The organism is Billgrantia sp. NRB1 (assembly GCF_056921725.1).
In genome coordinates this window covers 3,387,426-3,401,160 of the sequence record NZ_CM167783.1, presented here as the reverse complement: position 1 = coordinate 3,401,160, position 13,735 = coordinate 3,387,426, and the positions used below count along the sequence as shown (strand labels likewise).

Here is a 13,735-nt window from a genome sequence, read left to right as displayed (position 1 = left end):
TTCACCATCAGGATCTCGACATGACTCAGACCTTCACCAACGCCGAACTCAACGCCCTCAAGCAGCGCTTCGTGGCCAATGGGGCCGCCACTCCCACCGAGCAGTTCGTGGCCCGGGCCGAGAACGCCGAGCTGTGGGACGAAGACGGTCGTCGCTGGATCGATTTCGCCGGCGGCATCGGCGTGCTCAACCTGGGCCACCGTCACCCGCGCATCGTCAAGGCCGTGCAGGATCAGCTCGAGCGCGTCATGCACACCTGCTCGGCGGTGATCTCCTACGCCCCCTATATCCAGCTGTGCCAGCGCCTGTGCGAGGTGGCCCCGGTCAAGGGCCCCGAGCGCAAGGCGATGCTGGTCAACACCGGCGCCGAGGCCCTGGAAAACGCCGTCAAGATCGCCCGGGCCGCCACCGGACGCAGCGGGGTGATCACCTTCGACGGCGCCTTCCACGGCCGCACCATGATGACCCTGACCATGACCGGCAAGGTGCTTCCCTACAAGAATGACTTCGGCCCCATGCCGGGGGATGTCTATCGCGCCCCCTATCCCAACCCGCTGCACGGCATTAGCGAGGAGGCGGCGCTCGCGGGTCTGGAGAAGCTCTTCAAGACCGACATCCCCGCCCATCGGGTCGCGGCCATTGTCATCGAGCCGGTGCAGGGGGAGGGGGGCTTCTACATCGCCTCGCCTGAGTACCTCAAGGCGCTGCGGGCACTGTGTGACCGCCACGGCATTCTGCTGATCGTCGACGAGGTGCAGTCGGGCTTCGCCCGCACCGGCAAGCTGTTCGCGCTGGAGCACAGCGGCATCGAGGCGGACATGCTGACCACCGCCAAGTCCCTGGCCAACGGCATGCCGCTCTCGGCGGTGGTGGGCACCGCCGAGGTGATGGACGCCTCCGGTCCCGGCTCCCTGGGCGGCACCTACAGCGGCAACCCGCTCTCCTGCGCCGCGGCGCTGGCCGTACTCGATGCCATCGAGGAGGAGAACATCCTGGAGCGGAGCGCTCAGATGGGCCGCCTGCTGGCCGAGCGTTTCGCGGTATGGGAGGCGCGCTTCGCCAGCGTTGGCAACGCCCGCAACCTCGGCGCCATGGCGGCCTTCGAGCTGCTCGATGCCGATGGCAGGCCCGACCCCGCCAAGGCCCAGGCGCTCTGCGCCAAGGCCCGAGAGCAGGGCCTGATCCTGCTCTCCTGCGGCTTCTACGGCAACACCGTCCGCATCCTGGTGCCGATCACCGCCCCCTCCGAGGTGTTGGAGGAGGGGCTTGGCATCATCGAGAGCTCGCTGGATGTCCTCTCGGCCTGAGGCCCCATGACCCGCCTCTCGTCTGTCGAGTGAGTGAGCGCCTCCGGCAGGGGGCGACATGCTTCGCCGAGACCCACGCCGGGTCTCGGCTTTTTTCTCTGGGCAATCAATCTATGCAAGACGGTATTTTTGACAAAAATTAAAAATATAGATATTTTCTTAAGGGCAGTCCTCGTCCCCCATAACAACCCGGAGATCCTGACATGACCGTTCTCACCCAGCTTCCCGATACCGCCATGCCGCTGCCCGCCGACATCCGCGGCTTCACCCTGGCGCCGTCTGCCGCCTCGCCGCGCCTGCTGCAGCTGACGCTCTCCGGTGGGGTGGTCAGCGCTTTCCTGGAGGCCGTGGCCGAATGGCCGGTGCAGGCCCTGGAGTACAAGTCGATGCTGCGCTTCCGCGTGGCGAAGATCCTCGATGACCTGTGCGACAACACCCTGCAGCCGGTGCTGGTCAACACCCTGGTGGATCGCGCCACCGGTGGCTTCCAGGTGGTGATGGAGGGGCTCGACTCCGTGGCGCAGGCCGAGGAAATGGTCAAGGTGTCCACCGCCGTGGCCCACCTGATGGGGCGCTCCAACTACGACGCCATGAGCGGCCAGTACTATGCGCGCTTCGTGGTCAAGAACGTCGACGACTCCGACTCCTACCTGCGCCAGCCGCACCGGGTCATGGAGCTGCACAACGACGGCACCTTCGTCGAGCAGGACACCGACTATGTGCTGATGATGAAGATCGACGAGCAGAACATGGCGGGCGGCAACTCCCTGCTGCTGCACCTGGACGACTGGGAAGACCTGGAACGCTTCTTCGCCCACCCGCTGGCCCATCGGTCCATGCGCTGGACCGCGCCGCCCAGCAAGAAGGTCGACCGCGACGTCTTCCACCCGGTCTTCGACGTGGACCGTGAAGGCCGCCCGATCATGGCCTACATCGACCAGTTCGTGCAGCCCAAGGACTTCGAGGAGGGCAACTGGCTGACCGACCTCTCCGAGTCGCTGGAGACCAGCCCGGCCATCGTCTCGCTGCCCAACCCGGTGGGCAGCTTCCTGCTGATCAACAACCACTTCTGGCTGCACGGCCGCGACCGCTTCACCCCGCACCCGGACCTGCGCCGCGAGCTGATGCGCCAGCGCGGCTACTTCACCCACGCCAAGACCCTGCGCAACCCCCGCCAGGTGTGATGGCGTCAGAGGTGACGGCAGCCCCGGCGGTTGTCATGCTATGAACCCTGCCACGCCTTCGCGGCGTGGCTTTCGCGCGTTCAGCGAGAGAGAAGTGAGACGAGATGCACGACTTCATCATCATCGGCGGCGGTATCCTGGGCATGTCCACCGCCATGCAGCTCAAGCAGGCCTACCCCGACCGGCGCATGCTGCTGCTGGAGAAGGAGGCCGCGCCGGCCATGCACCAGACCGGCCACAACAGCGGCGTGATCCACGCCGGGGTCTACTACACCCCGGGCAGCCTCAAGGCGCGCTTCTGCCTGGCCGGCAACCGCGCCACCGTGGAGTTCTGCCAGGCCCACGACATCCCCTATGACACCTGCGGCAAGCTGCTGGTGGCCACCAACGAGCTGGAGATGGAGCGCATGGCCGCGCTCTGGGAGCGCACCGAGGCCAACGGCCTGGAGCGGGAGTGGCTCTCCGGCGGCGCGCTGGCCGAGCGCGAACCCAACATCACCGGCCTTGGTGGCATCTTCGTGCCCTCCAGCGGGATCGTCGACTATGCCGCGGTGACCCGGGCCATGGCCGCCGAGTTCGAGCGCATGGGCGGCGAGATCCGCTACGGCTCCGAGGTGACGGGCCTGGAGGAGCGTCGCCAGGAGGTGGTGGTGAAGAGTCGCGGCGGCGAGTTTACCGGCCGCTACCTGGTGACCTGCTCGGGGCTGATGGCCGACCGGGTGATCCGCCTGCTGGGCCAGGACCCGGGCTTCACCATCTGTCCCTTCCGCGGCGAATACTACCGCCTGCCGGAGAAGCACAACCGCATCGTCAACCACCTGATCTACCCGATTCCCGACCCCTCCATGCCCTTCCTCGGGGTGCACCTGACGCGGATGATCGACGGCAGCGTCACCGTGGGGCCCAACGCGGTGCTCGCCTTCAAGCGCGAGGGCTACCGCAAGCGTGACGTCTCGCTCGCCGACCTGGCGCAGATGGCCACTAACCCGGGCATCCTCAAAGTGCTGGCCAGGAACCTGCGTCCCGGGCTCTTCGAGATGAAGAACTCCCTCTACAAGCGCGGCTATCTGGAGCTGGTGCGCAAGTACTGCCCGAGCCTGGCCCTGGAGGATCTCGAGCCCTATCCGGCGGGCGTGCGCGCCCAGGCGGTCTCCCGGGACGGCAAGCTGGTGGACGACTTCCTGTTCGTCAAGACGCCGCGCACCCTCAACGTGGGTAACGCGCCGTCGCCCGCGGCGACCTCCGCCATCCCCATCGGCGCCCATATCGTCGAGCAGGTGAAAGCGATGGCGGAGGTCTGAGGGCACCAGGGCCCGCGGCGCCGGGACTAGGCCTCAGAAGCGCCCGCGCAGGGTGAGCACGGCGCCGCGGCCCGGGGCCAGCAGGTCGCCGCCGGCCGGCTGGTCGGTGAGGTGCTCGCGATAGCCGCGGTCGAAGAGGTTGTTCACCTCCAGACCCACCGCCAGTGACGACAGCCCGCCGGTATCGCCGAAGCGCCAGCCAAGGCTGAGATCGGCCGTGGCGAAGCCGGGGGTGGAGGGCTCGGTGCCTCCCGAGAAGACGTCGGCGGTGCGGTCCTGGCGAGCCACGGCGCGCACCTGGGCATGCCAGTGAAAGCCCAGCTCGGGGCGCTGGCCGATGCCCAGCGTCGCCTCCGGGGCCGGCATCTGGAAGAGCGGCTCGTTGTCCTGCTTGTTGGTGCCGCGCAGCCAGGTCAGGCTGCCATCCAGCGCCCAGTCCCGGCCGTCGACCCAGGCGTCGAGCGGCAGGGCGAAGCCCGCCTCCACGCCCTGGATCTCCACCCGGTCCAGATTCTCGGTGCGCTTGATCGGCGTGCCCTGCGGGTTGGTCATGCCGGTGATGCGCCCGGCGATATAGTCATCGATGCGGGTATGGAAGGCCGCCAGGTGGTATTCGCCGCGCTCGCTGCGCCCCTTCAGGCCGACCTCCAGGCTGGTGGAGCGTTCGGGGTCGAGTTGCGGGTTGCCGATATGAAAGTAGCCGTCGCCGCGCTCGGCGTCTTCGAAGCGCTCGCGCATGTCCGGGGCGCGGTAGGCGGAGCCCAGGCTGACGTAGGGGTTGAGCAGCGGCGAGGCGTTGTAGATGGCGCCCAGCGACCAGGAAAGGGTGTCGCTGGTGTTCTTCAACCCCTCGGTGGTGGCGTTGGGCCCGCTGCCCTTGAGATCGGCGTCGCCGGTCACGCTGTCGTATCGCCCACCCAGCATCAGCGTCCAGTCATCGAACATCACCTCGTCCTGCACGAAGAGCCCGCGGCTCTCGATGCTGCCGTTGCGGAAGGGCGAGCTGGCAACCTCATCATTGCTCGCCCCCTGGAAGCGGAAGCGCTGGGGGTCGCCGGTCATCTCCCAGGTCTCGGCCCCCAGGGTCAGCAGGTGGCGCTCGCCCAGCGGCAGGCGGTACTGGGTGCGAAGACCGTCGGTGGTGAAGGTGACGTCGTTGCGTACCTGGTTGCGCTCCAGGCCGCTCGACCAGGCGCGAATCTGGCGGAATACCTCCTGGCGGTAGAGGCTCGCCTCCAGGGTGCCGGGGCCGACCTCGCCCTGGTAGCTCAGCTCATAGAGTTCCCGCTTCTGGCGCGGCGAATGGATGGTCAGCAGCCCCAGTGCCGGTGCGGGGGCCTGCTTGGTCGAGCCGGGGTACCAGACGTCGCGATCCTCCTGATGCTGCAGGTTAAGCTGCAGGCGGTGGCCCTCGGCCAGGCGGAAGGCGTACTTGGCCAAAAAGGCGCCGGAGCGGAAGCCGCTGTTCTCGACCCGCCCCTCGGGGGTGTCGTAGTCGCCCAGGTCGCGGCCGGTGGCGCCCAGGACCAGGGCGTGGTCGGGGTTGGAGAGCTGCAGGATCGCGCCGCCGCCGACGCTGTCGTCGATGCTGCCGGCGCTGGCGCTGAATCTCCCTCGGGCGCTGGGGGCATCGGTGAACTCCGCCTGCGGCGTGCGCAGGTTCACGGCCCCGCCCAGGGCGCCGCTGCCGTGCAGCACCGACCCCGGTCCCTTGACCACCTCGACGCTCTCCAGCAGCCCCAGGCTCGCGAAGGAGGCCAGGGCGCCGGCGGGCTGGGCCGAGTTGAGGCGCACTCCGTCGACCTGCAGCACGATGCTCTCTTTCTGCAATCCCCGTAGCACCGGATTCTGCCCCCAGGCGCCGTCGCTCTGCACGGCGGTGCCGGGCTGGCCACGGAACAGGCTGCCCACGCTGTCGGCGACCGGCACCCGATCGGCATCCAGGCGTAGCGTAGCGCTGGGGGTGTCCAGGGTGTCGGCCTCATAGCCCTTGGCGGTGACGGTAAGCGTGGCGAGCGGCTGGGCGCTCTCCTCGGCCAGGGCGGGCAGGCTGATGGCGCCGACGAGGGCAATGGCGACGGCGAGCGGGGTGCGTCGGGACGGGAGAATCGACGGGTGCATGTAGGACCTCCTTGGATAAGAGGTATATATAATGCATTTTATAATGATTCTTGTTTTGATCTGTGTCACGGGTGCCGCCCCTCGCTGTCGCGACGCGATATGCCGAGAGCCGAGCGCCGATTGACCGGCATCAACACGGCGGCCGTTGCTTGGCGGTAAAGTCGAATCATTCTTGTTTTCCCTGTGGAGATGCACATGAAGCGGTCATTGCCGACGCGGGGCGTCGAAACGCTCCTCGGCTGGGGGGGCAGCCTCACCGGGGTGCTGCTGTTCGTGGCGCTGTGGGAGTGGGGCAGCCTGGCCTACGGCAGCTTCCTGCTGCCGGGGCCGCGGGATGCGCTGGCGGCCCTGGCGCGGCTATGGCAGGAAGGGGAGGCGGCCTCGGCCGTGTGGGCCACTACCTGGCGGGCCATGCTCGGCTTCATGGCGGCCGCGTTAGCGGGCATGACGCTGGGCATCCTGGCGGGGCTCTCGCGCACCCTGGGGCGCGCCCTGGAGCCGGTGTCCACGGTGCTGCTGGGAATACCGCCCATCGCCTGGATCGTGCTGGCCATCCTGTGGTTCGGCAGCGGCTCCATGGCCACCATCTACACGGTCATGGCCACCACCCTGCCGGTGACCTTTACCGGCGCCCAGATGGGGGCCCTGACGCTGGATCGCCGACTGCGCGAGATGGCCGACGTGTTCCGGGTGCCGCCGCTGATGCGGCTGGTCGATCTCCATCTGCCGCACATCGTCTCCTACGTCTTCCCGGCCCTGGTCACGGCACTGGGCGTGGCCTGGAAGGTGGCGGTGATGGCCGAGCTGTTCGCCACCGAGGATGGTATCGGCGCCGGGCTGGCCATCGCCCGGGTCAACCTGGACACCGCCGCGGCGATGGCCTGGATCGTACTGGTGGTGGCGCTGCTGCTCACCGCCGAACATGGCCTGCTGCGGCCGCTGCAGCGTCGCATGGAGCCCTGGCGGCAGGCCGGGCGGGGAGGGCACTGAGATGCTGTCGCTTGAGAGTATCGGCCATGTTTTCGGCATGGGGCGGGTGATCGACCGGGTGAGCCTGACGGTGGCGCCGGGGGAGTCGGTGTGCCTGGTGGGGCCGTCCGGCTGCGGCAAGACCACGCTGCTGCGTATCGCCGCCGGCCTGGTACCCCCCACCGAAGGGCGGGTGAACGACGGCTTCCGGCGCAGTGCCGTGGTTTTCCAGGAGGGGCGCCTGCTGCCCTGGCGGCGGCTGCTCGACAACATCGCCCTGGGGCTGAAGGCGATGGGCGTGCCGCGCGGTGAGCGCCTGGCCCGAGCCCGGGCTCTGGCCGCCGAGCTGGGGCTGGCCGACCGCCACGACCACTTTCCCCATGAGCTCTCCGGCGGCATGCAGCAGCGCGTTGCCCTGGCCCGGGCGCTGGCGGTGGAGGCCGACTGCCTGCTGCTCGACGAACCCTTCAGCGCCCTGGACGTGGGCCTGCGCAGCGAGGCCCAGGCGCTGCTGCTGGACCTGCTGGCGCGCCGGGGGATCGCGGCGCTGATGGTCACTCACGACCTGACCGAGGCGCTGCGGCTGGGTCACCGGGTGGTGGTGCTGTCCCCCGCGCCGGGGCGCATCGTCCACGAGGAGCGCATCGCCCGGCCCTTCGCCGAGCGCGACACCGCCTTTCTCTATGAGGCCGCCGGGGCGCTGCTGCGCCATCCCGCGGTGGCCGAGAGTTTCCTGTTTCGACCCCAAGAGGTGACGTCATGAACGACCTGTCCCGCCGTCGGCTGCTGCAGTATGCCGCCGCCACTGCCGCCCTGGCGGCGGTCCCCGCGATCGGCCAGGGCGCGCCAACCCGCCTGCGGGCGGCCACGCCGCTGGGCCTGCCCCAGCTGATCCTGGCCCGGGCGCTGGCGGACGAGCGCCTGAAAGCGTTGGCGGGTGAGCCCGAGCTTCGCGCCTGGCGTGACCCCGACCAGCTGCGCGCCTGGATCGCCGGTGGCGAGGTGCAGCTGACCGCCACGCCCACCAACGTAGCGGCCAACCTCTACAATCGCGGGGTGCCGGTGGTGCTGATGAACGTCAACGTCTGGGGCACCCTGGGCATGCTGTCGCTGCCCCAGCCCTTCGATAGCCTGGCCGACCTGGCCGGGCGCCATGTGGGGGTGCCCTGGCGCGGCGATATGCCCGACCTGGTGCTGCGCTACCTGTTGGCGCGCCAGGGGCTCGAAGTGGGGCGCGACCTGCGCATCACCTACCACGCCAGCCCCTTCGAGACGGTGCAGATGTTTCTCGCCCGCCGCCTGGACGCCGCCGTGCTCCCCGAGCCGATGCGCACCGCCACTCGCCTGCAGGGCGCCTCGCTGGGCATCGAGCCGGGCGAGCTGGACCTGCAGCAGGAGTGGGCGCGGCTCACTGGCGGCGCGGCGGCGCTGCCCCAGGCCGGGGTGATCTGCCGCCGTGAGCTGCTTGAGGCGCACCCCGACTGGATCGCCGCCGTGCAGGCGGCCGTGGCCGAGGCGGTGCCCTGGATCGGCGCCGAGCCGGCGGCCGCGGCCCGCCTGGGGGCCGAGCATTCGCCGCTGTCGGCGCCGGTGTTCGAGGGCGCTATCGCCCGCACCCGGCTCGAGATGCAGCCGGCCGCCCAGGCCCGCCCGGCGCTGGAGGCCTTCTTCGCCGCCCTGGCCGAGCTGTCGAGCGGCTTCATCGGCGGCGGCTTGCCGGACGATGCCTTCTATCTGGCCGACGCCTGATCCGTTACCCCCGAGCACAAGGAGCTGACATGAGCACCTCTCTGGCGAGTGCCGTCCCGCCGCGACTGCCGATCCTGGCCTATGCCTTCCGCCCCTTCTTCCTGCTGGCGGCCCTCTATGCGCCGCTGGCCCTGCTGCCCTGGGTGGGGGGCATGCTGCAGGTGATGAGCCTGGACCTGGGCATGCCGCCCATGGCCTGGCATGGCCACGAGATGCTGTTCGGTTTCGTGGCTGCGGCGCTGGCCGGTTTCCTGCTCACCGCGGTGCCCTCCTGGGTCAGGGTCGAGCCGCTGACCGGCGCCCCCCTGGCGGGGCTGGTGATGCTGTGGCTGGCCGGGCGTGTCGCCTTCTGGCTGGCCGGCGGGCTGCCGGGGTGGCTGGTGGCGGCGGTCAACCTGGCCTTCCCGCTGGTGGTGCTGGGCTGGGCGCTGCCGGCGCTGCTGTCGCCGGAGGGGCGCCGCCACCTCAGCCTGGGGGCTCTGCTGGGGGGCTTTCTGGCCGCCCAGCTGGGCTTCTACCTGGCCTGGCTCGGGCCCTTGCCACTGCCGTTCGGCCTGTTGGACCCGCTGCACCTGGCGGCCAACCTGCTGCTGATCATGATCGCGGTGACCGCTACGCGCATCGTGCGGGTGGTGGCCATGGCGGCCCTGAAGGCCAGCGGCGGCGAGCGGCCGCTTCGCTTGACGCCGGCCCGTGAGCACCTGGCGGTGGCCACGCTCTGCCTGTTCGCCCTGGCGGATTTCCTGGCGCGCGGGCACCCGGTGACCGGCTGGATCGCCCTGGCCGCGGCGGCGGCCCAGGCCGACCGCCTCTCCGAGTGGCCCTGGGGGCGCGCCATGGGGCGGCTCTACCTGCTGCTGCTGACCCTGGCCTATGTGTGGCTGACCCTGGGACTGGTGCTGGTGGGCGTCACGGCGCTGGTGGAGAACCTGCCGGCCTACGCCGGCCGGCACGCGCTCTTCCTGGGGGCCATCGGCACCGCCGTGCTGGCGGTCTTCTGCATCGCCGGGCTGCGCCATACCGGGCGGCCCCTGGCGCTGCCACGGCTGATCTGGCTGGCGCTGGCCTGCCTGCTGCTGGGCACGGCGCTGCGTACCGGCGTACCGCTGCTGTGGCCCCAGCAGTACCTGGTGGCCAGCGTGGCGGGGGCAGCGGCGCTGTGGCTGCTGGCCTTCCTGGGCTATGCGGTGGGCTACGCGCGGATGCTGCTCAGCGCCCGCCCCGATGGCCTGCCTGGCTGACCAACGACCTTGGTGGGATTGCCGAAAATTCCGGAAAACGTAGAAACTGGCGATTAGCGTCTCGATGCAGGGGCGTGCTAGCTTTTGTCGGGAAGCGGTCGGGTTCGCCCGACACGCAACCTATGAACAACCATAAACGATCCGGTTTCAGGACGGAGGAATCCATGCGAGCTCTCAAATACGCTGCGGCAGCCACCCTGCTGGTCACGGCTCCGCTGGCAGCAGCACAGCAGCTTTCCATCGCCACCGGCGGCACCGGTGGTACTTATTACCCCTATGGTGGGGGGCTTGCCGAGCTGATCAACAACCATATCGAGGGGGCCAGCGCCGTGGCCGAGGTCACCGGCGCCTCGGTGGAAAACATGGGGCTGGTCTGGCGCGGCGATTCCGACCTCGCCCTGGCCCTGGCGGACACCGTCTTCCAGGCCTATAGCGGCACCGGTGACTTCGAGGGGCGCCAGCTCGAGAACATTCGCGCCCTGGCTTCCATCTACCCCAACGCCGTTCAGCTGGTGACCCTGGCCGACTCCGACGTCCAGAGCCTGGATGACCTGCGCGGCAAGCGCGTCTCGGTCGGCGCGCCGGGCAGCGGCACCGAGCTCAACGCCCGCGCCCTGCTGGAAGCCAACGGCATCAGCTACGACGAATTCACGCCCCAGCGCTTGAACTTCAACGAGACCGCCGACGCCATCCGCGACGGCGACATCGACGCCGGCTTCTGGAGCGTGGGGCCGCCCACCAGCTCGATCCTCAACCTGGCCACCACCCGCGACATCCGCCTCATCGGCTTCTCCGACGAGGAGATCGCCAACGCCCGCGAGGCGGAGCCGGTATTCGCCGCCTATGAGCTGCGGGCCGGTCTCTACGAGGGCATGGACGAAGCCGTGCAGACCATCAGCATTCCCAACGTGCTGGCGGTCAGCACTGAGATGGACGATGAGCTGGCCTATCAGATCACGCGGATTCTCTTCGAGCAGACCGACGAGCTGATCGCTGTGCATCCGGCGGCCAACGACACCACGGTCGAGTTCAGCGTCAACTCCACGCCGATCTCCTTCCACCCGGGTGCGCTGCGCTATTACGAGGAAGTGGGGGCCGAGGTCCAGGACCACCAGCGCCAGTAATCAAGCCACCGCTGGCGCGACGTCCCGCATGGGTATTTGCGCTGCATTCGTCAGGCAGAGTCGCCGCACCTTCGGGGCGGCGACTTTGTGCGCGCTGGTGCTGTGTGGCGCCAGTACAGCGGCCTGGGCCGATGCGGCGCAGCTCGAAGTGCACCATGACGACGGCCGACGCCTGGTCGTGCTGCCAATGCCGGAAGGCGAGCCCTGGTGCCTGGAGTGGAACCACTCCGTCACCGGTATCCGCGTGCAGGATTGCTATCGCCATGTTCAGGGAAGAATGGTGCTGGAGCGTAGCCACCAGCCGGACTTTGCCGCCGGGCTCGGCCATGTGCCGGGCCGCGGTCGCCAGGTCTCCGACGGTGCGGGCGGCTACTGGATCGAGGAGATCGATGAGCCAGTGCCCGGCAATCGCTACCGCCTGCGGGTCGGCTCCCCGGAGGTCAACCACCGACTGCTGCACGACGGCCGCCGGTTCAGTCTGAGCGAGCTGGCGGCGGGCGAGCGGGTAACGATCCACCTGCGCCTCCCTGATTCCACCCCCTGAGAGACGCCATGAGCGAAACGACCACCCCCAAGGTTACCGTGCCCGGTGGCAGTGCCATCCAGCCCCGCCCGATCCTGTGGTTGATCACCCTGGTGGCGGTGGGGCTGTCGCTGTTCCAGCTCTACTCCGCCGGCATCCAGCCGCTGGGCCTGTTCTATCAGCGCAGCATTCACCTGATGCTGATCATGATGCTGGCCTTCCTGATCTTTCCGGTCTTCGGCCCCCACCGCAAGCGCGGCGCGCTGGGTTTGGCCATCGATACGGCTTTTTTTGCCGGCGCCTTGATCACCGGCGGCTACCTGGTGCTCTATCTCGACGAGATCATTCGCCGCGCCGGCTTCTGGAGCCAGACCGATATCCTCGTCGGCTGCATTGCCGTGGTGACCGTGCTGGAGGCCAGCCGCCGGGCGGTGGGCCTGGGCATGACCATCATCGGCGTGATCGCCATTCTCTACGCCTTCGCCGGGCCGCGGGGCGAGCTGCCCTGGCTCGGCCAGTTCCTGCCGGGGATCCTCGAGCACCGCGGCTACAACATCGACCGGGTGGTGGGCCAGCTCTACCTGGGCCAGGAGGGGATCTTCGGCCTACCGCTGGGGGTGGCGGCCACCTTCATCTTCGTCTTCGTGCTGTTCGGCGCCTTCCTCGAGAGCACCGGTGCCGGCAAGTTCTTCATCGACCTGGCCTACGCCGCCACCGGCCGCCAGCGCGGCGGGCCGGCCAAGGCCGCGGTGATCGCCTCCGCCGGCATGGGCTCGATCTCGGGCAGCGCCATCGCCAACGTGGTGACCACCGGCGCCTTCACCATCCCCTTGATGAAACGCCTGGGCTACAAGCCCCACCAGGCCGGCGGCATCGAGGCGGCCGCCTCCACCGGCGGGCAGATCATGCCGCCGCTGATGGGCGCCGGGGCCTTCCTGATCGCCGAGTACACCAACACCCCCTATCTGGACGTGGTCAAGGTGAGCATCCTGCCGGCGATCATGTACTTCGCCACCGTCTATCTGTTCGTGCACATCATCGCCCTGAAGCAGGGCATGCAGGGCATGGCCAGAAGCGAGCTGCCGCAGATGCGCGACGTCATGCGCGAGGGCTGGCACTTCCTGCTGCCGCTGGCGGTACTGGTGTGGCTGCTGGCGATGCACATGTCGCCGATGCGGGTGGGCTTCTACGCGGTGGTGACCATGGTCGCCGTGGCCGCGCTGCGCTACGCCATCTGGTTCCTCTTCGTGGCGCCCCGGCAGGGCCAGCCCGTCACCCTGGCCAGCACCGGGCGGGTGATCTGGGCCGGCTTTCTCAAGCTGACCGAGGGGCTGGAGCTGGGCGCGCGCAACGCCGTGGCGGTCTCCCTGGCCTGTGCGGTGGCCGGCATCATCGTCGGCATCGTCGGTCTGACCGGCCTGGGGCTGAAGTTTTCGGCCATGATGATGGCGTTTTCCGGCGGCAATATCGTGCTGGCGCTATTGATGGTGCTGCTGGCCAGCCTGGTGCTGGGCATGGGCCTGCCGGTGACCGCCAGCTATATCGTGCTGATCGTGCTGGTCGGCCCGGCGCTCACCGCCGAGTTCGGCATTCCGCTGCTGATCGCCCACCTGGTGGTGTTCTGGTATTCCCAGGACTCCAACGTGACGCCACCGATCGCCTTGGCCGGCTTCGCCGGGGCGGCCATTGCCGGCAGCAAGCCGATGGAGACCGGCTTCCAGGCCTGGAAGTTCGCCAAGGGCCTCTACCTGATCCCGATGTTCATGGTCTTCAATCCGGAGATCATCGTCGGCGGGCCCTGGCAGGTGGTGATCTGGAACGGCGTGATCGCGATACTCGCCCTGGGGGCCTTCGCCGCGGCCCTGGAGGGCTATCTGTTCACCCGCATGTCGTGGCTGCCGCGTCTGGCCATCGTGCCGGCCATCGTGGCGGTGTTCTATCCGAGCCTCGTCTTCGAGGTGAGCGGGGTGGCAGTGATGGTGCTGGCCATCGGCGGCAACTGGCTGGCCAGCCGGCGGGAAATTCACTCGGCCGGAGCCGGGATGACGTGACTGCGCCGGTCAGCACAGCGACGAAAAGCCAGGGGCGCTGGAGGTAAGCCGAAAAGGAGGTCCTGCGCCATGGGTGAGGAGCACTGCTCCGAACGGGCTGGCCATGGATGGCCAGCCCCGGTCCAACAAGCGGAGCAGGATGAGGGAGCGCAGTTGGGCGCCGGT

The 13,735-nt window shown here is 68.8% G+C and carries 11 protein-coding genes; 10 read left to right on the top strand and 1 reads right to left on the bottom strand.

Features of this window, described 5'->3' with window-relative positions; all coding sequences use genetic code 11:
• The first annotated feature begins 20 nt into the window (after window positions 1-20).
• From gabT to lhgO, 3 genes are all read left to right on the top strand, one after another.
• Complete coding sequence (gene gabT / locus ACZIYR_RS15410; protein WP_483527310.1) at window positions 21-1,307, top strand: 4-aminobutyrate--2-oxoglutarate transaminase; 1,287 nt, start codon at window positions 21-23, stop codon at window positions 1,305-1,307.
• 203 nt (window positions 1,308-1,510) lie between these two features.
• On the top strand, window positions 1,511-2,491 hold the full coding sequence (gene glaH / locus ACZIYR_RS15405) for a glutarate dioxygenase GlaH (RefSeq protein WP_483527309.1): 981 nt from the start codon (window positions 1,511-1,513) through the stop codon (window positions 2,489-2,491).
• A 104-nt stretch (window positions 2,492-2,595) separates the two neighbouring features.
• Window positions 2,596-3,792 carry an L-2-hydroxyglutarate oxidase gene (gene lhgO / locus ACZIYR_RS15400; protein ID WP_483527308.1) on the top strand — a complete coding sequence of 399 codons (1,197 nt, stop codon included), beginning with the start codon at window positions 2,596-2,598 and terminating at the stop codon, window positions 3,790-3,792.
• Window positions 3,793-3,825: 33 nt separating this feature from the next.
• On the opposite strand, the gene ACZIYR_RS15395 is transcribed toward lhgO, so the two are convergent.
• Window positions 3,826-5,913 (bottom strand): TonB-dependent receptor, encoded by a 2,088-nt coding sequence (locus ACZIYR_RS15395; RefSeq protein WP_483527307.1) that lies wholly within the window; start codon window positions 5,911-5,913, stop codon window positions 3,826-3,828.
• Between the two features lie 195 nt (window positions 5,914-6,108).
• Here ACZIYR_RS15395 and ACZIYR_RS15390 point away from each other — a divergent pair, with 195 nt between their 5' ends.
• The 7 genes from ACZIYR_RS15390 to ACZIYR_RS15360 all read left to right on the top strand — a co-directional run bounded on the left by ACZIYR_RS15390 (window position 6,109) and on the right by ACZIYR_RS15360 (window position 13,570).
• The gene (locus ACZIYR_RS15390; RefSeq protein WP_483527306.1) at window positions 6,109-6,903 is read left to right on the top strand and encodes an ABC transporter permease; all 795 of its coding nucleotides are present in this window, start codon (window positions 6,109-6,111) and stop codon (window positions 6,901-6,903) included.
• Between the two features lies 1 nt (window position 6,904).
• Window positions 6,905-7,645 (top strand): ABC transporter ATP-binding protein, encoded by a 741-nt coding sequence (locus tag ACZIYR_RS15385; protein ID WP_483527305.1) that lies wholly within the window; start codon window positions 6,905-6,907, stop codon window positions 7,643-7,645.
• On the top strand, window positions 7,642-8,631 hold the full coding sequence (locus tag ACZIYR_RS15380; protein WP_483527304.1) for an ABC transporter substrate-binding protein: 990 nt from the start codon (window positions 7,642-7,644) through the stop codon (window positions 8,629-8,631). The genes ACZIYR_RS15385 and ACZIYR_RS15380 overlap by 4 nt, the downstream gene beginning before the upstream one ends.
• A 29-nt stretch (window positions 8,632-8,660) precedes the next feature.
• Window positions 8,661-9,872 carry an NnrS family protein gene (locus ACZIYR_RS15375; RefSeq protein ID WP_483527303.1) on the top strand — a complete coding sequence of 404 codons (1,212 nt, stop codon included), beginning with the start codon at window positions 8,661-8,663 and terminating at the stop codon, window positions 9,870-9,872.
• Window positions 9,873-10,036: 164 nt separating this feature from the next.
• Entirely contained in the window at window positions 10,037-10,996 is a 960-nt protein-coding gene (locus tag ACZIYR_RS15370; RefSeq protein WP_483527302.1) for a TAXI family TRAP transporter solute-binding subunit, read from the top strand.
• Window positions 10,997-11,024: 28 nt separating this feature from the next.
• The gene (locus ACZIYR_RS15365; protein ID WP_473034643.1) at window positions 11,025-11,540 is read left to right on the top strand and encodes a DUF1850 domain-containing protein; all 516 of its coding nucleotides are present in this window, start codon (window positions 11,025-11,027) and stop codon (window positions 11,538-11,540) included.
• Between the two features lie 8 nt (window positions 11,541-11,548).
• The gene (locus tag ACZIYR_RS15360) at window positions 11,549-13,570 is read left to right on the top strand and encodes a TRAP transporter permease (RefSeq protein ID WP_483527301.1); all 2,022 of its coding nucleotides are present in this window, start codon (window positions 11,549-11,551) and stop codon (window positions 13,568-13,570) included.
• Window positions 13,571-13,735: the final 165 nt, after the last annotated feature.

Coding starts and splice junctions, on each gene's coding strand:
- ACZIYR_RS15375 (WP_483527303.1), top strand. CDS start 8,661: ATGAGCACCTCTCTGGCGAGTGCCGTCCCGCCGCGACTGCCGATCCTG.
- ACZIYR_RS15380 (WP_483527304.1), top strand. CDS start 7,642: ATGAACGACCTGTCCCGCCGTCGGCTGCTGCAGTATGCCGCCGCCACT.
- ACZIYR_RS15365 (WP_473034643.1), top strand. CDS start 11,025: ATGGGTATTTGCGCTGCATTCGTCAGGCAGAGTCGCCGCACCTTCGGG.
- gabT (WP_483527310.1), top strand. CDS start 21: ATGACTCAGACCTTCACCAACGCCGAACTCAACGCCCTCAAGCAGCGC.
- ACZIYR_RS15360 (WP_483527301.1), top strand. CDS start 11,549: ATGAGCGAAACGACCACCCCCAAGGTTACCGTGCCCGGTGGCAGTGCC.
- ACZIYR_RS15395 (WP_483527307.1), bottom strand. CDS start 5,913: ATGCACCCGTCGATTCTCCCGTCCCGACGCACCCCGCTCGCCGTCGCC.
- ACZIYR_RS15370 (WP_483527302.1), top strand. CDS start 10,037: ATGCGAGCTCTCAAATACGCTGCGGCAGCCACCCTGCTGGTCACGGCT.
- glaH (WP_483527309.1), top strand. CDS start 1,511: ATGACCGTTCTCACCCAGCTTCCCGATACCGCCATGCCGCTGCCCGCC.
- ACZIYR_RS15390 (WP_483527306.1), top strand. CDS start 6,109: ATGAAGCGGTCATTGCCGACGCGGGGCGTCGAAACGCTCCTCGGCTGG.
- ACZIYR_RS15385 (WP_483527305.1), top strand. CDS start 6,905: ATGCTGTCGCTTGAGAGTATCGGCCATGTTTTCGGCATGGGGCGGGTG.
- lhgO (WP_483527308.1), top strand. CDS start 2,596: ATGCACGACTTCATCATCATCGGCGGCGGTATCCTGGGCATGTCCACC.